Annotated in this window: 18 protein-coding genes; 9 read left to right on the forward strand and 9 right to left on the reverse strand. The window is 39.6% G+C overall.

Going from position 1 to position 20,910, the window contains the following annotated elements; genetic code table 11:
• Positions 1-41 precede the first annotated feature (41 nt).
• The 3 genes from HUW48_RS13015 to HUW48_RS13025 all read right to left on the reverse strand — a co-directional run bounded on the left by HUW48_RS13015 (position 42) and on the right by HUW48_RS13025 (position 3,404).
• Positions 42-2,003 carry a glycosyltransferase family 2 protein gene (locus HUW48_RS13015; RefSeq protein ID WP_220464030.1) on the reverse strand — a complete coding sequence of 654 codons (1,962 nt, stop codon included), beginning with the start codon at positions 2,001-2,003 and terminating at the stop codon, positions 42-44.
• A 496-nt stretch (positions 2,004-2,499) separates the two neighbouring features.
• Complete coding sequence (recR, locus tag HUW48_RS13020) at positions 2,500-3,108, reverse strand: recombination mediator RecR (protein ID WP_182416082.1); 609 nt, start codon at positions 3,106-3,108, stop codon at positions 2,500-2,502.
• Positions 3,109-3,122: 14 nt separating this feature from the next.
• A complete protein-coding gene (locus HUW48_RS13025) occupies positions 3,123-3,404 on the reverse strand; it encodes an ATP-dependent Clp protease adaptor ClpS (RefSeq protein ID WP_182416083.1) in 282 nt (93 codons plus the stop codon).
• A gap of 262 nt (positions 3,405-3,666) precedes the next feature.
• Between HUW48_RS13025 and HUW48_RS13030 the strand changes: the two genes are divergently transcribed.
• Positions 3,667-4,224 (forward strand): hypothetical protein, encoded by a 558-nt coding sequence (locus HUW48_RS13030; RefSeq protein WP_182416084.1) that lies wholly within the window; start codon positions 3,667-3,669, stop codon positions 4,222-4,224.
• A gap of 179 nt (positions 4,225-4,403) precedes the next feature.
• Here the strand turns inward: HUW48_RS13030 and HUW48_RS13035 are convergent, their stop codons facing one another.
• Positions 4,404-4,715, reverse strand: coding sequence for a hypothetical protein (locus HUW48_RS13035; protein WP_182416085.1), 312 nt, complete (start codon positions 4,713-4,715; stop codon positions 4,404-4,406).
• Between the two features lie 510 nt (positions 4,716-5,225).
• Here HUW48_RS13035 and HUW48_RS13040 point away from each other — a divergent pair.
• Both HUW48_RS13040 and HUW48_RS13045 read left to right on the forward strand, forming a co-directional pair.
• A complete protein-coding gene (locus tag HUW48_RS13040; protein WP_182416086.1) occupies positions 5,226-6,005 on the forward strand; it encodes a class I SAM-dependent methyltransferase in 780 nt (259 codons plus the stop codon).
• A gap of 209 nt (positions 6,006-6,214) precedes the next feature.
• Positions 6,215-7,093 carry a UbiA family prenyltransferase gene (locus tag HUW48_RS13045; RefSeq protein WP_182416087.1) on the forward strand — a complete coding sequence of 293 codons (879 nt, stop codon included), beginning with the start codon at positions 6,215-6,217 and terminating at the stop codon, positions 7,091-7,093.
• A gap of 84 nt (positions 7,094-7,177) precedes the next feature.
• Here the strand turns inward: HUW48_RS13045 and rho are convergent, their stop codons facing one another.
• On the reverse strand, positions 7,178-9,196 hold the full coding sequence (gene rho, locus HUW48_RS13050) for a transcription termination factor Rho (protein WP_182416088.1): 2,019 nt from the start codon (positions 9,194-9,196) through the stop codon (positions 7,178-7,180).
• A 276-nt stretch (positions 9,197-9,472) separates the two neighbouring features.
• On the opposite strand from rho, the gene serS reads away from it, so the two are divergent.
• Both serS and HUW48_RS13060 read left to right on the forward strand, forming a co-directional pair.
• On the forward strand, positions 9,473-10,750 hold the full coding sequence (gene serS / locus HUW48_RS13055) for a serine--tRNA ligase (RefSeq protein ID WP_182416089.1): 1,278 nt from the start codon (positions 9,473-9,475) through the stop codon (positions 10,748-10,750).
• 176 nt (positions 10,751-10,926) lie between these two features.
• Positions 10,927-11,538 carry a hypothetical protein gene (locus HUW48_RS13060; protein ID WP_182416090.1) on the forward strand — a complete coding sequence of 204 codons (612 nt, stop codon included), beginning with the start codon at positions 10,927-10,929 and terminating at the stop codon, positions 11,536-11,538.
• Between the two features lie 48 nt (positions 11,539-11,586).
• Here HUW48_RS13060 and HUW48_RS13065 read toward each other — a convergent pair whose 3' ends face one another.
• The 4 genes from HUW48_RS13065 to HUW48_RS13080 all read right to left on the reverse strand — a co-directional run bounded on the left by HUW48_RS13065 (position 11,587) and on the right by HUW48_RS13080 (position 15,592).
• Positions 11,587-11,856, reverse strand: a complete 270-nt coding sequence (locus tag HUW48_RS13065; RefSeq protein ID WP_182416091.1) for a UBP-type zinc finger domain-containing protein — start codon at positions 11,854-11,856, stop codon at positions 11,587-11,589.
• Between the two features lie 98 nt (positions 11,857-11,954).
• Positions 11,955-13,616, reverse strand: a complete 1,662-nt coding sequence (locus HUW48_RS13070; RefSeq protein ID WP_182416092.1) for an FAD-dependent oxidoreductase — start codon at positions 13,614-13,616, stop codon at positions 11,955-11,957.
• Between the two features lie 176 nt (positions 13,617-13,792).
• Entirely contained in the window at positions 13,793-15,274 is a 1,482-nt protein-coding gene (locus tag HUW48_RS27480) for an ATP-binding protein (protein WP_317173800.1), read from the reverse strand.
• An 18-nt stretch (positions 15,275-15,292) separates the two neighbouring features.
• Positions 15,293-15,592 carry a phosphoribosylpyrophosphate synthetase gene (locus tag HUW48_RS13080; RefSeq protein ID WP_182416093.1) on the reverse strand — a complete coding sequence of 100 codons (300 nt, stop codon included), beginning with the start codon at positions 15,590-15,592 and terminating at the stop codon, positions 15,293-15,295.
• 384 nt (positions 15,593-15,976) lie between these two features.
• Here HUW48_RS13080 and HUW48_RS13085 point away from each other — a divergent pair, with 384 nt between their 5' ends.
• The 4 genes from HUW48_RS13085 (at position 15,977) to HUW48_RS13100 (ending at position 20,751) form a co-directional block, all read left to right on the forward strand.
• Positions 15,977-17,761: a hypothetical protein gene (locus HUW48_RS13085; protein ID WP_182416094.1), complete on the forward strand. Its 1,785-nt coding sequence runs from the start codon at positions 15,977-15,979 to the stop codon at positions 17,759-17,761.
• A 137-nt stretch (positions 17,762-17,898) separates the two neighbouring features.
• Positions 17,899-18,534, forward strand: coding sequence for a hypothetical protein (locus tag HUW48_RS13090; protein ID WP_182416095.1), 636 nt, complete (start codon positions 17,899-17,901; stop codon positions 18,532-18,534).
• 83 nt (positions 18,535-18,617) lie between these two features.
• The gene (locus HUW48_RS13095) at positions 18,618-19,196 is read left to right on the forward strand and encodes a biliverdin-producing heme oxygenase (RefSeq protein ID WP_182416096.1); all 579 of its coding nucleotides are present in this window, start codon (positions 18,618-18,620) and stop codon (positions 19,194-19,196) included.
• A gap of 13 nt (positions 19,197-19,209) precedes the next feature.
• Positions 19,210-20,751, forward strand: coding sequence for a GAF domain-containing protein (locus HUW48_RS13100; RefSeq protein ID WP_182416097.1), 1,542 nt, complete (start codon positions 19,210-19,212; stop codon positions 20,749-20,751).
• Positions 20,752-20,910 lie beyond the last annotated feature (159 nt).

Consider the following 20,910-nt stretch of genomic DNA (forward strand, 5'->3'; position numbering starts at 1 on the left):
CAATCAGATGAGGGATTTTAGGAGCTTTTTAGTAAATTAATTCATATTGCCTTTCGGCCGAGATAACGGAAGGCTTTAAATATAATATCAATATCTAATTTAACGCTGTACTTTTGGGCGTATAGCACTTCCATTTGCCGGATCGTATGCTCGTCCGGTTTAGTTAAAGAATGAAACTGATCTTTGGGAGTTAAAATTGCTTTATTCTTCCGGTAATGCTGATCTAAGGTATTTTGCAAGCCTACCCAGTTGTAATTACCACTTAAAACCAACCAGCAATTCCGGATAAAGCCCATTTTATTTTGTACCAGCCAAATTAATACGGGAGAAAAACCCAGAAAAATTAGTGCCAAAGCAAAATCCAGAAGCATTTTATTTCGGATTTGTTCTTTCTTAAACAAGTTTAATTCAAATGGTACGGCATAATACTCGCCGGTGGTATTTTTATTGTTACTGCCAATGATATACTCACTGTCTTCGGGTAATATTTTGTACTGAACCGATTCGTCGTTTACCGCAACCATCCACTCAATTATTTGAGTTACTGATAAATCTTTTCCGCAAAAAATCAGTTCGTTTAATTTATGTACCTGAATTATATCTTTTAACTGTTGTAACTCGCCCAGATATTCTTTAGCGGAATTATCGGCTACGTAGGGGCTGGCAAAGCCAATAATTTTAGTGCCCGAATTTATATGTTTAAGAAGTTCTAGCACGCGTTTACTTTCTTGCTCGCTGCCAATAATAGCAATCCTACGCCCTGGTCGATTACCTAATTGAAAGTTTTTGTATTGCCCGTAATGGTACAAAAACCGTTTACCTATAAGAGCAAACAAAGCCCAGATTGTACCCCATAAAATATAATGATGCGATAAATTAGCGTTTGACCAAAAATTACCCAAAGCGGCTACCAATATTGTACCCACCACTATACCCTGAATAAACCGGCTTAGTTTAAATGGTTTTTCGTACCCATTATTAAAATAAATGGCGCCAATCCATAAAATTACGGTTAGAGGTAGTACTTGTGAAGTAAAAAATGGCGGAAATTCTAACGAAGTACGCTGTTCCAGAATAACTTTTAGCCCGTATAAACCGGCAAAAAGCAAGGCGGCATCGTCGAGAAAAGGCAAAAAAGTATTTAGTATACGCGCTAAAATAGAAACACCTGCCCGCAGTACAATAGCTAGCTGGATTAGATAAGAATAAGCCAAGGCCATTCGACCGAAAAAATGCTTGCGGTAAAAAATGGCCATGGCATTATAAAATACAACTACATAGTTAAGGCTGCTGTGCCGGGTACTTTTTCCTTTGTAGTGCAGAATACGGGTATGTGGCAAATAATAGTTTTTATAACCTGCTTGCTGAATGCGGTAAGACAAGTCAATATCTTCGCCGTACATAAAAAAAGCTTCGTCGAGCAAACCGATTTTATTTAAAACTGAGCGCCTTAAAAACATAAAAGCACCTGCCAGCACTTCCACTTCCTGAATCTGGTTTTTATCGAGATGGCCTAAGTAATATCGGGCAAATTTTTCCGAATTCGGGAAAAGTTGGGTTAAGCCGAAAATTTTGTAAAATCCTACCCAAGGAGTAGGTAATCCTCGTTTAGATTCGGGTAAATAGGTACCCGTGCCATCCAACATTTTTACACCCAAACCACCTGCCTCCGGATGTTCGTCCATAAAGCAGCAGCATTTAATAAAAGTATCTTCTTCCACCACCGTGTCGGGGTTCAAAAGCAGGACGTATTCGCCGGTAGCTTGCCGCAAAGCCTGGTTATTGGCTTTTGAAAAACCTAAATTTTTTTTATTTTCTATCAGCTTTACTTCCGGAAAACGGCGCTGCAACATGCTAACCGAATTATCAACCGAATTATTATCTACAACAAATACCTCGGCGGGAGCATTTAGTTTGTGAATAGCCTTCCGGACGGAAAGCAGCGCCTGCTCCAGGAAATAGCATACATTATAGTTAACAATTATAACAGACAGTTTTTTCAAACAAACGTACGTGGTGATTTCTGCAAATATCTATAAATATCAAGTATAACTACCCAGAAAATTAATGAAAACCTTTTGTGAAATCCGGGTAGCGGTTTAAATATATAAAAAACTTTTACTTATGACTTAAATTAATACATGATAAAAAATGCCTCCTATTAATAAAGAAGTCTCTTCTAAGATTAGTATTAATAAGCGTTTATTGCTTCGTAAAAGTAATAATTTTTACGTTGGTGGTGCCTTGGTACGATTACGTAAAAGATTCTACCAATTTAGATATACTTAATTCTTTAATTTTAAAAGCTTCTCCCGATGAATAATCTACTTCTGAATTAATTTAATCATCACCGGTTTTACTCCAGATTCCCTGCTCTCGAATTTACGAATCATTAGAATCACATTTTGGTTGATCCGGCTTTTGCTACTTACGTTCCACATTTGGCAAAAAAAAGGCTACTGGATATTCAGTAGCCTTTCTATAAAGTTCATTAATAGATTATACCTTATTGTAACTGGTTCGTTCCACAATGCTCCGGCCCAGGGTAATTTCATCGGTATATTCCAGTTCGCCGCCAACCGGTACTCCCCGAGCAATAGTGGTTATTTTTACGCCTAATTCGCGCAACTTGCGGGTAATATAAAACGAAGTAGTATCGCCTTCCATGGTGGGGCTAATAGCCAATATAATTTCTTTTACCTCCGAACCTGGAATACGCTCAATTAAAGAGGTAATATTTAAATCTGAAGGCCCAATACCTTCGATGGGCGAGATAACTCCGCCTAAAACGTGGTATAAGCCTTTGTATTGGGCCGTATTTTCAATAGCAATTACATCGCGAATATCACTTACCACACATAAAGAAGTCTGGTCGCGAAGTGGATTGGCGCAAATACTGCAAACCTCCGTATCCGAAATATTATGGCATTGCTCGCAATAAGTAATATCGTTCCGCATTTTGGTAAGGGCATCGGCCAAATCGGTGGTTTCTTCCGTTTCGGATTTTAGTAAATGTAGTACCAGGCGCAATGCGGTTTTACGGCCAATACCAGGTAATTTTGCTAACTCATCAACGGCACTTTCGATCAGTTTAGAAGGAAAATTCATTCAGAAATATCAGGTTAAACAATGTCGGCAGAAATGCCCCGTTCGTGGATGGCAGTACACATACCTGCTAATTCTTCGAAAGCCCCAACTTTTACAGTGCATTTGCCTTTGTAATGAATAAGATAAGTGCACTGTTCAGCCTGTTCTTGCGAATGATTACAAACCTGAATAAGCGTTTCGATTACGTGCTCAAATGTGTTTACGTCGTCGTTATAAACAACTAAATTACGCAAATCTATATGCTCTTCCAGTAGTAGTATGTCTTCGTCGTGTAATATTTCAGGTGATGTAGGCATAACAAAAATTTACGAGATTTAGCTAAATGGTTTAAGTAATGTTTGGTAACATATACCAAATTAACCCCTGCAATTTGGTATATACCTGCATTTTAACTTTTTGGATTTCTAAAAATCAAAAATATTAATAATATACCAATTAACACGCAAAGAACTTTTCCAGTCCGGGAAATTGTCTTACTTAAGTAGATATATAAAAAAATATAACAAGAAAAACCTGTAATTCATTCCGAATTAAACCATATAATATTGTTTCTAATCCATGCCTGCGCCTTCTGCTGAATTTAAAAGAGCTTTAAAAGAATTATCTGAAAAAGAAAAAGAAAACCTGATTTTACGGGCTGTTCGCCGCGATGCGGAGCTTTACGACATGTTGGTTTTTGAACTGCTAGACGATGTAACGATGGAACATCTGCTCGAAGAAACTTCTGAGAAAATTCACGATCTAATGCATACTACTTCCGGTAGGAGCTTTGCGAAAAGTTTAAATAAATCGTTGCGGAAAGCTATAAAAGAAATTGCCCGTTTTAAGCGGATTACCAAAGACGCAAAAGGCGAAGTAGAACTGCATATTTTTTTACTAAAGCTCATCTTCGATAATTTTACTGGTCAGTTCGAGAGTGTGTACCGCAGCTTTTTTGTTACTACCGCCCGATTAACGGTTCGTACCGGCCAGCTTATTCGTAAGAATCTGCACGAAGATTATCAAATAGAATACAAAGCTTACCTCGACGAGTTTCTGGCTCATTTACACGGCCGTAGTAGAAGCCACCAATTAAGTTTTTCTTTGCCCCAGGAGTTTGAACTGGCTTCTGCCTAATTTTTTTTACCGGGTTAAACCAGCCATAACAGTTGATTTACAATTATTTAACTTTCAGACTTCACCTATCCTAAATGTAAAGCAGTTCCGTTTATCAGCCTCAGAAAAAATAAAAAACCGGCGAAGAAAGCTTCGCCGGTTTAATTTTAAATTAACAAGTTTAGATAATTACTTTTTTATTAAGAACGGCCATTTTGTTTGGTCTTGGTTGCTTTGGCCTTAGCTATAGCGGCTGCCCGTTGTTGTTTGTTGTATTGCGATAACTGAAAGCTCGACATATAGCCTACTTCTTTGTTTACCGTCACAATCGACCATCTGTTATTAAACGGCCGCACGAGTGCTACTTCATCGGTTTCGGAAAGAACTTTTAAAATTTCTGTTTCTTTAGATGGTTGCTTGTAAACAGTAAGTTCTTGGTTTCCGCCTTTGTTATTGGCAGATGCAACTACAACCTGAAATAAGATGGCGAGAGATAAAATTGCTTTTTTCATGTCTTATATTGTTTTTGATTATGATGAATGTTTTTTAAGTTGCTTTAGCTTGGTATTGTATTCCTAACTATTCGTTTATTAACGTATGCCAATAAATTTGCAAGCCAAATGCCATTCTTCACAATCTATTTATTATCAACAACTTAATTTTTTACATCTAAAATATTTCTGGTTTTTGTGTACGAAAACGAACATTTACTGTACGATAGTGGAGCAGTGATACAAGTGCGGTACGGATAGAATTAATAGAACTTTTGCGGCTCCTACTATTCCCCGAATAGATACAAATAGGCAGGTTTGGGTAATAAGAGCCCGTTGAAAAAATAAAAATAATAGCCTTCTTAAATACTAAACTTGTCCAAAATTAAGTTTTCACCCTAGTTTACTTACTAAAATGTTGGGCTTTTAAGGTGAGGTAAAGGAGTAAGCTTTAGGATATTTAAGTGTAAGTTACTCTCTTTAAAAAGCTTACCAGAGTACTTGTAACTTACTAAACTATGCTCAGCATGTATGAAACGTTACCACTTATTTGAATTTGAAGATTTATCCTGGTTTCCAGATATTCTGCGGCAAAGCATGATGGATTACCTACGGTTTATGATTAGTAAAATAAGCATATACCAGCCCATTCTACCGCTTATGCAGGAAGCCATGCGACACACTTCAGAACCTGATATTCTGGATTTATGCTCGGGTGGCGGCGGCGGTATTGCCGGTATTCAAAAAGAATTGAGTAAACAATTGGGTTATTCGGTTCATATTACTTTAACGGACAAATTTCCAAATCCACCGGCGTTTGAACTGGTAAAAAAGCAAACAGATGGTGCAATCAGCTATATTGCCGAGCCCATTGATGCCACCAATGTTCCGGGTACATTTACTAATTTCCGGACTATTTTTTCGGCGTTTCATCATTTTAAACCTAGTTTAGCTAAGGCAATTCTGCAAGATGCCGCTCGTAAAAAAGTGCCTATTGGGGTATTTGAAGGTGCAAACAAAAGTTGGCTGGAAATTGCCTTAGTCTTGTTTATATTTCCTTTTATTATTTTAATTGTTACCCCTTTTATTAAACCTTTCCGGTTCAGCCGTTTATTTTTTACTTACCTTATTCCGGTTTTGCCCCTTTGCATTATGTGGGACGGAATGGTTTCCATTCTTCGTTTATATTCGCCCGAGATGCTCTGGCAATTAACGCGGAATATTTCTTCTGAAAATTATACCTGGCAAGCGGGCAAAGCGCGGCATTGGAGTGGTTCAAAAGTTATTTACCTGATTGGCTATCCGGATTAAATTACTTGTTATAAGTGATAAGGTAGACTTTAAGTAAATTGATTTTACTTTATAAATTAATGATAGATCAAGCTTCTAGGAAAAATGTAATCCTGGGCATTTATAAAGTCGAAACTTTTAACTTGACTACTTATAACCAGTTGCCTTTCAACTTTAAAACTTTCCAACTGGCAGTCTGTAACCTGCAATATTTAACCTAAAATTTTCAAATGGCTGATGCTTTCAAATTAATGCGAATTCCTTTTTCGGTGTTTTTAATGCCCGTTTATTGGTTTGCTTTAAGCGTTTTACCAACTTTTAATTCTATTAAGGCAGGATGGGTTTTTGTTATCTTACATTTATTGGTTTATCCGGCTAGCAATGGATATAATTCTTATTTTGATAAAGATGAAGGTAGTATTGGCGGCTTAAAACATCCACCGAAGGTTACTCAAAAATTATTCTGGCTTGTTCTGCTTTTTGATTTTCTGGCAGTTACCTGCTCTTTTTTGTTTGTATCGCTGGAGTTTACCTCCGGAATTTTCATTTATTTGCTGGTATCCAAAGCGTATAGTTACGATAAAATCCGGTTAAAGAAATATCCTGTTATCAGTACTTTAGTGGTGATCTTTTTTCAAGGATTCTTTACTTTTATAATAGTGCAATTAGGTAGCGCTGCCACACCTAACCAAATAATGCAACCATCCAATTTAATTTTTGCTTTTGTAAGCACCTTGTTTTTATGTGGTTCTTACCCGCTTACGCAAGTATACCAACATCACGAAGATGCCTCACGCGGCGATCGTACTTTAAGTCTGTATTTAGGTATAAAAGGTACTTTCATATTTTCAGCCGTAAGTTTACTGGTTGGAGCCAGCTTACTAATCTGGAATTACCTTACTACCAATCATGTTAGTAATATTTATATTTTCTTAATCTGTACGGGTCCGGTGTTATTTATTTTTAGTAGCTGGTTTTGGCAAGTAAATAAAGATACAACAGCCGCCAATTTTGAAAATACCATGCGCATGAACAAAGTCTCTTCGATTAGTTTGAGTTTAGCTTTTATTTTAATATTACTATTTACTAAACTAAGTTTAAGTCTTTAAAACTTTAAAGTAATTTCACCAATAAAACAACAAAGCCCCGGCAGAAGAATCTGCCGGGGCTTTTTATATTGAAATCAGGATAGTTTAACTATTCATTGAAATCAAAAACTCGTCGTTGTCTTTTGTGCCTTTCATCCGATCTTTCAGGAACTCCATTGCTTCTACCGAGTTCATATCTGACATAAACTTGCGCAAAATCCAAACGCGGTTTAATTCGTCTTTGTCCATTAACAAATCTTCGCGACGTGTACCCGAAGCCGGCACATCAATAGCAGGATAAATACGTTTGTTGGCCAATTTACGATCCAACTGTAATTCCATGTTACCAGTACCTTTAAACTCTTCAAAAATAACTTCGTCCATTTTAGAGCCGGTATCAATTAGGGCAGTAGCAATAATAGTTAAAGAACCACCATTTTCTACGTTACGGGCTGCTCCAAAGAAACGCTTAGGTTTATGCAATGCATTGGCATCTACCCCACCCGATAAAATTTTACCTGAGCTTGGTACTACGGTGTTATACGCCCGGGCTAAACGAGTAATAGAATCCAATAATATTACTACATCGTGGCCGCATTCTACCATGCGCTTGGCTTTATCTAAAACAATGCTCGAAATTTTTACGTGTCGTTCCGCTGTTTCATCAAAAGTAGAAGCAATTACTTCGGCATTTACGCTACGGGCCATGTCGGTAACTTCTTCCGGACGTTCGTCAATCAGCAAAATCATCAGGTAAACTTCCGGATGATTTTCGGAAATAGCATTAGCTATTTCTTTCAATAATACAGTTTTACCCGTTTTAGGCTGGGCCACAATCATACCCCGTTGGCCTTTACCAATGGGCGCAAATAAATCCATAATCCGGGTAGAATATTGGCTGGCTCTGGTGGTCAGCTTTAACCGTTCTTCCGGGAAAAGGGGCGTTAAATGCTGGAAGGGTATCCGATCGCGAATTTCTTCGGTAGTACGGCCGTTAATTGAATCTACTTTTAATAAAGCAAAGTACTTTTCTCCTTCTTTCGGCGGCCGAATTTGTCCTTTAACAGTATCGCCGGTTTTTAAGGCAAATAATTTAATCTGCGAAGGCGAAACATAAATATCATCGGGGCTAGCCAGGTAATTATAATACGTAGACCGCAAGAAACCATAACCATCCTGCATTAACTCTAATACCCCTTCGTTTACAATAACTCCATCAAATTCTTTAAAGTTGTTATTGTTGATGCTATTATTGGATTGCTGATTGGGATTAGGTTTCCGTTGTTGCTGGTTATTATCGCGGTTATCGCGCGGTTGGTCCCGAATAAGCTCTCTGTTATCCCGATTTGGTTGTGTTTGCGGTTCCCGGTTAGATTCCCGGAATTCGCGGGGTTGTGGCGTCGGATTAACTTCCCGGGGCTCACGGGCAGGTGCGGGAGCTGGCTCCCGCGTAAGGGTTGCTGGTTCTCTAACTTCGCGTAAGGCAGTAACCGCTTCGCGTTCTTCACGGGGCTTCGGCTGTTCCCGAGCAGGCTCCCGATTTTCTCGGGGAGGCGTTATTTCTTGATTATCGCGAGCCGTTCCATTTTGCCGTTCCCGGATAGGTACAATTTCCCGGACTGGGGTTACTTCCTCGGGAACTGCAACTTCCGGAACAGGTTTAGGTTCTGGTACTGGTGTTTCGCGATTCTGATTCTCCTGATTATTCGTATTTACTCGTTCCGGATTAGTGGTAGTAGTAGTTGTGGCAGTCCGGATCCGGGGCTCGCGGCGAGTAGCTGGGCGACGCACGGGTGCTTCGGGCTGCGTAGCGGTAACTTCCGGACCGGTTGCTAAAGCTACGGCTGGTTCAGGAGTTAATTCCGGCGTGGGCTTCGCTGCAAAATCTATTTGACCTTGATTAGCGGGTACAGGAACCGCTTCTGCTACTGCTACGGGTTGATTACGAGCGGGCGTCTTATATTTTTTGGGAAGTTTTTCGGGGGGGGTGATTGCTTGCTGATCTAATATTTTATAGATAAGGTCTTGTTTACTTAAACGGTTAAAGCTTGTAACACCAAGCCCTTCAGCAATCTCTTTTAGCTCTGAAAGAAGTCTATCTTTCAACTCTTCAATATTGTACATATAAGGTTAAGAATTTTAACAAAATTTTATGGTTCTCAGGATGCGGGCAGCAACAGGAGATAGATTTAAGGAAAACCTGATTATTTTTTATTCGATTGAGTGAACCAGGAAACTAGGTTCGTTTAATTAGCCTTGCAATGTTATAGCAATGTTAATTAATTAGCAAATGTTAAGGTATATTTTATTTTATATGTTTTCAAGAACTTTGAAATATTTTTATTTACTACGCGCTTAATTCAAAAAAGTATAATTTTACACCGATATAAAACGAAAAAAATGCTGCAATTATCGGTTTTAAGAGAGCAAACAGAATTAGTACTGGCTGGTTTAACAAAAAAAAACTATAAAAACGCCGTTCAGGAAGTTCAAACTATTTTAGATCTGGACAACCAACGCCGTAGCCAGCAGGCCCGGCACGATGAAGAACAAGCTCGAGCAAACAGTCTAGCCCGTGAAATTGGTGCGCTAATGAAAAGCGGCCAGAAAGAAAAAGCGGAAGCTTTGAAAGCAGAAACAGCCGCTCTTAAGATTACAACTAAAAATCTGGCGGAAGAGTTGTCAGAAATTGAAAAAAAATTACAAAATGTGCTGGTAAAGTTGCCCAACCTGCCTCATAACAGCGTACCTGAAGGTAAAACGCCCGAAGATAACGAAATTGTATACCAACACGGAAAAATTCCGACTTTATCTTCGGATGCATTACCGCATTGGGAGCTCATAAAAAAATATGATATTATTGATTTTGAGTTAGGTAACAAAATAACCGGGGCAGGTTTTCCGGTTTACAAAAAACAAGGTGCCCGTTTGCAACGAGCTTTAATTAACTTCTTTCTGGATCAAGCTTTAAATGCGGGCTATACCGAAATTCAACCTCCTATTTTAGTAAACGAAGCTTCTGGTTATGGTACCGGCCAACTGCCCGATAAAGACGGACAAATGTACCACGCTACGGAAGATAATTATTATTTAATTCCGACAGCAGAAGTGCCGATTACTAACTTATACCGCGACGAAATTATTGCGGCTGATAAATTACCTGTTCGCAATGCCGGTTATACGCCGTGTTTCCGTCGGGAAGCTGGTTCCTGGGGAGCCGATGTAAGAGGTTTAAATCGTTTGCACCAATTTGATAAGGTAGAAATTGTGCGGATCGAGGAGCCCGATAAATCTTATTCGGCTCTCGATGAAATGAGTCAATACATTCAAGGTTTGCTGCAGAAATTAGAATTACCTTACCGGGTGCTGCGGCTGTGCGGCGGTGATTTAGGTTTTACTTCTGCCTTAACCTATGACATGGAAGTTTTTTCGGCGGCGCAAAACCGGTGGCTGGAAGTAAGTTCCTGCAGTAATTTCGAGACCTATCAGGCCAATCGTTTAAATTTAAGATATAAGCCCGGTGGTGGTAAAACGCTGTTACTACATACTCTAAACGGAAGTGCCTTAGCCCTGCCTCGTATTGTAGCTGCCCTGCTCGAAAATAATCAAACGGCCGAGGGAATTTTATTACCTGAAGTACTACATTCTTACTGTGGCTTCGATAAAATTACTTTTTAGCAAATTTAGTAAATAGAAGATCTCAGCCTGCTTCCTGCTCCGGAAGCAGGCTTTTTTGTTAAAGAATCAAAAGTTAAAATAAATTATTTTTTAAACGCATTACTTTATCAAATAATAAACAAGCGACCTATCCTCTTCGTAAAGCAAACCGTATTTCATCTAAAGTAATTAAAGTAATGGCTGAAGATAATTTTATAAATAAAATAAAACATGAGTGGGAGGTTTTAACGGGAGAAGCCGGAAAAGATAAAACGTTTTGCAGCGAGCAAACTTATGCTGATGAAGCTACTGCACAAATAGCTTATAAGGAGGGGAAAGGTCGCTTGTACACGGTAAATAGCTGGAGTAAACTACCCGGCATAAATTCTACGTTTAAGCTGCATAACACACAAGGACAACCTATCCAGGAAAAACCCGAAAAAGGCTATTTTATTCAAATAATCTTACCAGGAATAACCGTAGAAAATTGGGTGCAAATAGAAGATATTCAAGAAGATGAAAATTCTTCTCAATTTACCGTGCATCCCTGCTCTAACCCTAATAATGGATCAGCGGAAACGCAGCATTTTTTTGTAAAAGAAGCGAGCAGTACTTTTCGGATAGAGCGCCAGGGCAATGTATTACGGGGATACCAAATCGGTAAAAACGAAAAAATCAATAATCAAAATTATCAGGCAGGTAGCCGGTCTTTTCTAAATACCCTTATTGCTGCCGGTGGGTGGGCAGGTTTTCAAGATATTCAATGGGGAAAGTTAACGGACTACCTGGCCGGTAAAGTAGATGTTTGATAAAGATTAGAAGTTCTATTGTCCTATATTAAATAGAACTTCTAATCTTTAATAACTGGCAGATTGCTGATCCGGATAACACCAGACCCAGTACTCTCCTGGTTCAGCGGAGGAAACTACCGGATGTTGGCTATCCTGAAAATGTTTAGTAGCATGCTTGTTCAGTGAGTCGTCACAGCAATGCACTTTACCGCAGGTTTGGCAAACACGTAAATGCACCCAGGTAGAATTGGTTTTTACACATTCTTCGCAGTAGTGTTTATCCGCTGGTTTTAATTCGTTCAGAGCCTGAAGATGAGAACAAAGTTTCTTATTCATTTACTTTTTATCATTTAACATTTATCAGGTACCATTTATCCTTTACTTTTAATGCAATCTAATCTGTGGACTATGGACTATGGTCAGGGGACTAACAATTAATTTTCGGCTAAATACTCGTGAACTAGTTTAATAGCCATAGCTCCTTCACCAACGGCCGAGGCAATCCGGTTCATGGCCCCGGACCGAACATCGCCAGCTGCAAATACTCCGGGGTAGCAGGATTCTAGCGGGAAAGGTTCCCGATCCAATTTCCATTTTTTGCGAAAGTTTTCGTATTTAATTAGCTCCCGGCCTGTTTCAATGTACCCTTTGCCATTGGTCATAAAATCTAGTTTAATACCATCGGTGCAAGGCTTAGCGCCAATAAAGATAAACAGGAAATGCGATTTCACTTTCCAGCACTCCTTCGTTTCCACGTTTTCCAGTAATAATTCTTTCAGGCGACTATCGCCGTGAGCCTCTTTTACTACGGTCCGGTTTAGTAGTTGAATGTTGGGAGTATTGTTAATTTGGTCAATTAAATACTGAGACATGGTTGCCGCTAAACTTTGCCCCCGAATTAAAATATAAACTTTAGCCGCAAATTTAGATAAATACATAGCTGCCTGCCCCGCCGAATTGCCGCCGCCTACTATATAAATATCTTCATCACGGGCAGCTACGGCTTCGGTGGTGGCAGCACCGTAATAAATGCCGGCACCGGTAAAATTATCAATGCCGGCGGCTGGTAATTGCATGTAATCTACACCGGTAGTGAGTACAATACTGCGGGTTTTAATTTGGGTACCATCGGTAAGTACCAGAATTTTGTAGCTGTCTTTTAACTGAATATCTACTACCTCCAGGGGAGCTAAAAATTCTGCACCCAAGCGGGTAGCTTGCGCAATGGCACGACGGGTAAGTTCTGCCCCGGTAAGCCCCGTAGGAAAACCCAGATAATTTTCAATTTTAGAACTAGTTCCGGCCTGGCCACCAGGGGCTCGTCGCTCAACTACTAACGTTTTTAATCCTTCCGATGCTCCATATACTGCTGCAGCTAAACCGGCGGGGCCTGCCCCTATAATTACCACATCGTATAAATTAGCGGCAGCAGTAACGTTTAAGCCAATTTTGGTAGCCACACTTAACAAATCCGGATTTGCTAAATAACTACCATCTTCAAAAAAGAGAGCCGGTAAATTTTTAGCATCCATTTTACTTAAATCCAGTAATTCCTGAGCTTTAGAATTTGTCTGGATATCCAGCCATTGATACGGAATTAAGTTTCCGGCCAGAAAATCTTTAATAAGGTGCGATTGCGGCGACCACTGAAAACCTACCAGTTTAATACCCTGAAAATCTGGTTTAAAATTAATAAGCCAATCATCGAGCAAGTCGTCTAATATAGGATATAATTTTTCTTCGGGTGGGTCCCAAGGCTTCATTAAATAATAATCGAGTTGCACTTTGTTTATGGCCTGAATAGCGGCATTAGTATCAGAATAAGCCGTTAGAAGTACGCGTTTTGCATCGGGATAATTTTCTTTGGCTTGTTCCAGAAAATCAACTCCTTGTAAGCCAGGCATTCGCTGATCCGACAGAAATAAAGCTACCACTTCGCTTTTCAGCTTTAATTCTTTTACTATTTCCAGTGCTTCTTCACCCGACTCCGCGGTTAAAATGCGGTACTCTTTTCGGTATTTTTTACGCAAATCCCGCTCAATTGCCCGCAGTACCTGCGGATCATCGTCGATAACGAATATAATAGGTTGCTTCATTTACCTTTACCCCTAATTAGTAGATGGATTATTATTTCTAGAAAAAATTACTTTGCTAATAAAGGCACAGTTAAACTAATTCTTTCTATATAGTTAAGAATTATTTACAAAAAAAAGCGAACCAGTAAAACACAGCAGAAAAATTGGGAATTATATATTAGTTCTTAAAAGGATTACTAAACAAACTTTTCTTGAGTGCAAAGTTCTAAATTTATGGGTAAGCAAACTTTAAACACGGTTTTGCCGGTTTCTGATTTTACTTTAATAGAACCCTTGTGCTGATTAACAATAATACGTTGCGAAATTTCCAGACCTATGCCGGTGCCCTTTCCTACACCTTTGGTAGTAAAAAACGGTTCAAAAATGCGTTCCTGAATATCCAGCGGAATACCTACTCCATTGTCCTGAAACTCAATTGAGACCATATTTTCGTCAATGGGATCGATATAGGTCCGAATTTTAATTATTCCTTTTGGCGGAACCGCATCAATGGCATTATCGAGTAAGTTGGTCCAGACTTGGTTGAGCTCGCTACCGAAGGCATGGATTTGCGGGATGTTCGTACCAAATTCTTTTACAACCTCAATTTCCTTTATTTTTAATTTATGATTTAAAATTATAAGCGTATTGGTAATGCCTTCGTGTAAATCAATGTTTTGGTACTGCGATTCCTGATCCATGTAAGTATACGCCTTTATGGCCTGAAGGAGAGTGCTGATCCGTTCGGTACTTTGCTTTAATTCCTGCGCTAAAAGGCGCATTTCAATATCTTTGGGCATCCAATGCAGGAAATTAATAATGTGCTCCGGTAACAACTGTTCCGCAAATTCGGCCAGCATGTCGCGGGTTATTCCTACTGATACAAAAACAGAGGCTACATCCCAGGCATCTTCTACCCCTTGCTCTTCGAGCCAATCCAGCAGTTCATCTTCGCGGTCGTTTTTTTCGAGGGTATTTAATTTTAAACCTTCGAGCTGCATTTTTTCATAGAGCGGCAAAAAAGGATCACCGGGTAAGTTTTTTTCTTTAAAAACAACGTCTTTCAACATCTGCGACGAGTGCGTATCAAAAGCTTCCAAAGTATTTAGTAAATTTTGAGATGCTCGTTTCGCCGCCGATGCCGGATTATTTAATTCGTGGGCCAGCCCCGCCGACATAGTGCCCAAGGAAATTAATTTTTCGCGTTGGTTGGTAAGCGTATTTATTTCTTTTGTGCGTTCTGCCATGTTGGCTAAAATTCGTTTGCGCACAATAGAGCAACTGCCCATCATTTCCCAGAATTCATCTTCGTAAATAACAAACAGCTTTACATCTGTTAAAGCAACTGCATTACCGGGGTGCGGGGTTCCGGCCAATAAAGGAACTTCGCCTCCGGTCATGCCGGGTGTAAATTTATTAATGAGTAAGCGTTGCCCGCGTACAATCCGGTAAATTTGCAAAGTACCTTCTAATACTACCACAAACAAACGGGCAGGTTCTCCCTCCTGCCACATAATTTCGCCCCGGCGGTATTCTTTTATTTCACCTACAATATCGCAGCTTAATTGTTCATTGCTTAATCCTTCGAAAAGCGAAATATTACGAAGGGTTTCTAAGGGCAAAGAAATCCGGGGATCTTTCTTCCGGGCAGGCTGGGTTTGTACGGTTTGTTCTTCCATGATTGTTCGCGAAATAGTTTAGGATAAATGAAGTTTAGCCATTAAAGCAGCTGAGCCTGGATCGGAATATACGCCATAAGCATTGACCAGTACGCCTTTGGTGCCATTCTTACCTTCAATGGCGTATAAGATGGTGCTATCTGCCGGATCGGTTGGCCCTTCGAAACGGTAAAATTCCGTGACATTAAAATCCTGCGGATATAACTTTAAATTGATTTCGGCACATTCCAGGCATTCTTGCGCCACGTTAAAATTGTAGGTATAACCCCGTCTTTTTAAATCCTGTAGAGCCTCTACTAAGGTATCAAACTGTTTCATAACTAGTTATCTTATAGCTAAATCAAGTTAGGAAATATTTTTAAGAAACCAGTTGTTTCAAATATAACAAGCAAGTAACCAAGGTGTTTTAAATTTACTAATTCTGAGTAGTGTATTTAATTCAAATAAAATCACCGCGGTTGAAAAGAATGCTACCTCATTCGGATTTATAATTTACTTCTTACAAATTCTTCGCTACTCTGGTTTTATGGTAAATCGCTTAACGCTAACTCTCCGGCAGTAAGCATACGCCGGTATAGATAATAAAGCATTCTGTAATAACTGCTTCAACCAAAGGCACGATTGTAGCAAAAATATTAAGCTGGCTAGAGCCACTATTTTCTGTAAATTGCTGGTACTTTTTGATCACCTAAATTCTACTTTATGATTGTAAAAGCCGGGCCGGTGCAGGCATTTTATGAAAAAGGTTTTCTGCGGTATATACAAACAGCAGGGCACGAAACAGTACGGATGATTTATTTTGCGATACGTGATCAGGATTGGCAAACCATACCGGGCACCCTTTCCGATGAACATATCCAAACTACAGAAGATACTTTTACCATTAGTTATACCTACCACCTGAACCACGAAGATATTCAAATGGAGTGGCGGGCTAAAATTAATGGTCAACCAGACGGCACTATAACCTTCGATCTTTATGGCTTGGCTAAGAGCAACTTTTTAAGGAATCGGGCGGGTTTTTGCGTGTTGCATCCCATTACCGGAGTAAGCGGGCAAGCTTGCCGGTTAGAACATCCGGATAACAGTTTTACGTACAGCACCTTTCCTAATTTTATTAGTCCGAACCAGCCCTTTCTTGATTTAACGGCTATGGAGTGGCCGGTTGGTGAACAAGGATTAGCCCGCCTGGAATTTAGCGGAGATATTTTTGAAACCGAAGACCAACGTAACTGGTCCGATGCTTCTTTTAAGACGTATTGCACGCCTTTAAGTAAGCCCATTCCGGCGCAGGTAAATTCCGGCGACGAAATAAAACAACAAGTTATTTTCCGGTTGGTCAAGCCCGTACCAGCGGCGGAGGCGCGCACCAAACCCGTTTCGCAGATTTACCTTCAATCGCAGCCCGTATCTTTTCCTGAAATAGGTTTAGGTTTAAATGCAACTAATTCAGATCTTACTTCAAATGAATCAGATTTTTTGCAACGATTAGGGTTAAAGCACCTTCGGACCGATATTTTCCTAAATCAGGCTAGTTGGTTAGATCAACTTAAAAGAGCCATTCGCCAGAGCAGCGCCTTGAATATTCCTTTAGAACTGGCTTTATTTTTCGGGGAAGATGCAGCCCAGGAGGTTAACCAGTTTTTAAATTTTATTCAATTACAGGAAGTACAATTGAAAAGCATTTTACTTTTTGAAGCTGCTAGTCGTTATACCACGGATAATTTATTGCAAAAAGTAGCTTTGGCTATTCGTACTGTTTATCCAGGAGTGCTGCTGGGTGGTGGTAGCGATGCGAACTTTACTGAATTTAACCGGCATCCTTTTACGTTTACCTCCACTAATTTTATAACATACGCCATTAACCCGCAGGTACATGCCTTTGATGATTTAACCTTAATTGAAAATACCGCAGCACAGGCCGATACCGTTAAAACCGCTCAGCACATTGCCGGTAAGCGCCCAATTTATATTACGCCGGTTACATTACAACCTCGTTTAAACGAAGAAACGGCATCAGACCAAACAAAATTTACTAATTCCTTTGATCCGCGGCAGCCAACTGATTTTATTGCCGGCTGGACTTTAGCAAGTCTCAAATATTTAACTGAAGCAGGAGCTGCCTCCATTACCTATTTCGAAACTACTGGCCCTCGCGGCATTTACCAGGAAGATCATCCTTTTGCCGTAGGACATTTATTATACTATATACTTTCTTTTAAACCAACGCAGGTTTTACCCACTACTTATCCGGAGCCTTTAAAAGTAACCCCTCTCCTATTAACCAAAGAAGCGGCCGCCTGCCTGATTGTAACTAATCATACTGCCGAACCACAGTCGGTAATACTACCAGAAAATTTTACGGTGCATACGCATACAATCATTGGCAATAATACCGGTAAAACTTCTTACCCTAATTATATACCAGGCGCTCCATTAACTCTTTCGGCTTTTCAAACAATTGCTTTAGATGGTGTATTACTCTAATTTTGATTTTCTCTGTTGCTTTTTATTATGAAATGAAATTAAATTATCAAATCGACTGGAAAAGGAGAGTCAATAATTTTTTTAGTAATAAGTAAGCAGAACAGCAAACTGCCGGACAGATAATCTTTAGAATTAACATGACAATTCATAACTTAAAACCAAACGAACGCGAAGTAGTAAAACTGACCAACTACTTTAGTAAACGGGCGGAGAAACTTGTTAAACTAGGTAAACTTAGTCCGGAGCACCAGCAGGTTTCCGAATCGTGTACCAAACTGGCTGACCAAATTTTTGCGAATGCGGCTGCTCGCGAAGCTATTTTAGAGAAGCGCGCCAAGCTGCGTAAAATTGTACAAGACCATGCTACTTGTCCGCAATGCCACAAAAATACTTATTTAAAATTAACGGGTACTGTCCGGAACGAAAAAGGTTGGCAATCGAATAAATATAAGTGTCGGCGCTGCAACGTGCAGTTCGTCTGGAACCGTCCGAATAATCCCTGGGATATGGTGCTTTTTATGGAAGATTACGTAGCGGAGTTAAACGCCAATATTTTAAATGAAGAATTGCCCGAAGAAGTCCGGCAACATTCGCAGGTGGTAGTAGAACAATTAAAACAAAACATTTTCCAATTACAGCCGGTTTTAACGCAGTCTGACGAAGAATTTACGCAAATGAACCAGCGCGACGAAGAAATGACGCAATTATTGCAAAATTTTAAAAGCTATTTACAGATTGAAAAAATAAAAATGGAATCGTGGCAAATAGATTAATTACATTTACGTATTAATATTAACCAAGCCTTCGGTTATGAACGAAGGCTTTTTATTTTTTGATAATAGAGTCTGGATTTTTTATGATTTTAGAAGCTTTAAAAGCTAGAACTGCCACCAGCCACCGTAATGTAGAAGCTAGTCCTTTAATGCAACCCATTGCTAACCGTACGTTAACTCCGGAAAATTACACGCAGATTTTGCGTAAGTTTTACGGTTTTTTTCAGCCTTTAGAAAACGCCATTCACCATGTAGCTGGTTTAGAATATTACCTTCCCGACTTAGCTACCCGAAGAAAAGCTGCCAGTATTTTGCAGGATTTGCGGGCTATTCACCAGGAAAATATTGTGCTTGCTACCTTACCCCTTTGCCCCGATGTACCCATTATTTCTGATTTTAATGGTGCTTTAGGTGCTTTGTACGTAATGGAGGGCTCAACATTAGGAGGAAAGTTTATTTCCAAAATTGTGTATGAAACTTTAGGTTTTACTCCCGAAAACGGAATCGCTTTTTTTAACGGCTACGGTACGCAAACCGGTCCTAAGTGGAAGGCCTTCCAGGAAGCTTTAAGGCGTTATACTTCCACTTCTACCCAGGAAGAAGCAATTGTAAATTCTGCCACCTGTACTTTTCAAAAATTAGAAGTTTGGTTTAATAATTAATTATAAATTTTAAATGGATATACCCACCAGTAAAAATTACGATTCGGAGTTTTGCGGCAGTTTACCCCTGCATTTTATAAACCTGGTGCAACCACACGGTTTTATTATGGTGGTGCAAAAAGAAACCTTTTTAATCCGGCAAATCAGCGAGAATGTAATTGATTTACTAGGAACAACGCCTACCGAATTACTTAACCGAAATTTGGCCGATATTATTTTGCCGGAACAAATGGAGGTTATTCGTCGCAAAACACAGCAATGGAATATTGAAGACCGGATACCGGAAAATGTTTCTTTTACTATCAATAACGCGGAGCAAAAGTTTAGTGCCGTTATTCATACCAAAGAGAACTATATTTTATTGGAACTTGAGCCCAACGTTTCGCCGGTGACTAGCAGCGAGCTGGATTTTGTGCACATTTACCAGGAAATCATGTTTATTTTAGCGGCCTTCAAAAAAGCCGACTCTATTCAGAAGTTGAGCCAGATTGCCGTATCGGAAATTAAGAAATTATCTGGCTTTGACCGGGTAATGATTTACCAGTTCGATAAAAACTGGAACGGCAGCGTTTTGGCCGAAGCCTTGGAGCCCGACATGCAGCCTTATTTAAATTTATGCTTTCCAGCCTCGGATGTTCCTCGCAACGCACGTGATTTATATTTAAAGAATTCGTTCCGCCTGATACCTAACCGGGAATACACGCCAGCCCGGTTGGTACCGGTTTTAAATCCCATATCTTCTAATTTCACCGATTTGTCGGATTGTAATTTGCGCAGCGTGGCTAATGTGCACTTGCAATATCTAAAAAATATGGGAGTACAAGCTTCTATGTCCACTCCTATTGTTAAAGATAATGTGCTTTGGGGTTTAATTTCCTGCCATCATAAAACGCCTAAAAACCTCTCGTTCGAGATGCGCTCGGCTTTTGTTTTATTATCATCTATTATTTCGGCGCAGGTTGTAGCCAAAGAAAACGAATACAGCTTAGGGCAGATAAATAGTTTAAACGATATTTTTACAAGGCTATTAGCCCAGATGTACAACGAGCAAGATTTCAGGCAGGGCTTAGTTCGGGGAGCTTATACCTTAAATCAGTTATTTACAAGTTCGGGAGCAGCTGTAGTGTTAGATGGCGAAATTAAGAAAGTAGGTAAAACACCCACCAACGAAGAAATTAAAAGTATTGTGCATTGGCTGCAACGGTCCCGGGTTAATAAAATACATACTACCGAAAACTTAGCCCAAGCTTTAGAACCTGCCGTTAACTATAAAGAGGTAGCGAGTGGCTTAATTGCGCTTCCTATTGCGCTGGAAAGAGGCGATTATATTTTAGGTTTCCGGGAAGAAATGGTTCAGACGATAAGCTGGGGCGGCAATCCTAACCAGGCCATTACCATGGAACCGGATGGAAAAACTTACCACCCGCGTAATTCATTTGCCGTTTGGCAGGAACAGGTAAAACATACTTCCTTACCCTGGTCGGAGCAAGACGTACACGTGGCCGAGCAATTGCGCATTGCCGTTTTAGAACGCATTGTGAGGGATACTCACTAAAAAATTTTGCTATTAGATTATATGTTCTAACTAAGAGTATTTTATTAGAACTTGTTATTTTAAGGTAATTATAATAAATTAAATATAGATTTTTACGCAACTATAAATTTCAGATAATCAAATTTTCAGCGTCAAAATCTTAATTTTAGGCCAACTTAA

The sequence above is a fragment of the Adhaeribacter radiodurans genome, assembly GCF_014075995.1.
GTDB lineage: Bacteria > Bacteroidota > Bacteroidia > Cytophagales > Hymenobacteraceae > Adhaeribacter > Adhaeribacter radiodurans.

Coding starts and splice junctions, on each gene's coding strand:
- recR (WP_182416082.1), bottom strand. CDS start 3,108: ATGAATTTTCCTTCTAAACTGATCGAAAGTGCCGTTGATGAGTTAGCA.
- HUW48_RS13025 (WP_182416083.1), bottom strand. CDS start 3,404: ATGCCTACATCACCTGAAATATTACACGACGAAGACATACTACTACTG.
- HUW48_RS13030 (WP_182416084.1), top strand. CDS start 3,667: ATGCCTGCGCCTTCTGCTGAATTTAAAAGAGCTTTAAAAGAATTATCT.
- HUW48_RS13035 (WP_182416085.1), bottom strand. CDS start 4,715: ATGAAAAAAGCAATTTTATCTCTCGCCATCTTATTTCAGGTTGTAGTT.
- HUW48_RS13040 (WP_182416086.1), top strand. CDS start 5,226: ATGAAACGTTACCACTTATTTGAATTTGAAGATTTATCCTGGTTTCCA.
- HUW48_RS13045 (WP_182416087.1), top strand. CDS start 6,215: ATGGCTGATGCTTTCAAATTAATGCGAATTCCTTTTTCGGTGTTTTTA.
- rho (WP_182416088.1), bottom strand. CDS start 9,196: ATGTACAATATTGAAGAGTTGAAAGATAGACTTCTTTCAGAGCTAAAA.
- serS (WP_182416089.1), top strand. CDS start 9,473: ATGCTGCAATTATCGGTTTTAAGAGAGCAAACAGAATTAGTACTGGCT.
- HUW48_RS13060 (WP_182416090.1), top strand. CDS start 10,927: ATGGCTGAAGATAATTTTATAAATAAAATAAAACATGAGTGGGAGGTT.
- HUW48_RS13065 (WP_182416091.1), bottom strand. CDS start 11,856: ATGAATAAGAAACTTTGTTCTCATCTTCAGGCTCTGAACGAATTAAAA.
- HUW48_RS13070 (WP_182416092.1), bottom strand. CDS start 13,616: ATGAAGCAACCTATTATATTCGTTATCGACGATGATCCGCAGGTACTG.
- HUW48_RS27480 (WP_317173800.1), bottom strand. CDS start 15,274: ATGGAAGAACAAACCGTACAAACCCAGCCTGCCCGGAAGAAAGATCCC.
- HUW48_RS13080 (WP_182416093.1), bottom strand. CDS start 15,592: ATGAAACAGTTTGATACCTTAGTAGAGGCTCTACAGGATTTAAAAAGA.
- HUW48_RS13085 (WP_182416094.1), top strand. CDS start 15,977: ATGATTGTAAAAGCCGGGCCGGTGCAGGCATTTTATGAAAAAGGTTTT.
- HUW48_RS13090 (WP_182416095.1), top strand. CDS start 17,899: ATGACAATTCATAACTTAAAACCAAACGAACGCGAAGTAGTAAAACTG.
- HUW48_RS13095 (WP_182416096.1), top strand. CDS start 18,618: ATGATTTTAGAAGCTTTAAAAGCTAGAACTGCCACCAGCCACCGTAAT.
- HUW48_RS13100 (WP_182416097.1), top strand. CDS start 19,210: ATGGATATACCCACCAGTAAAAATTACGATTCGGAGTTTTGCGGCAGT.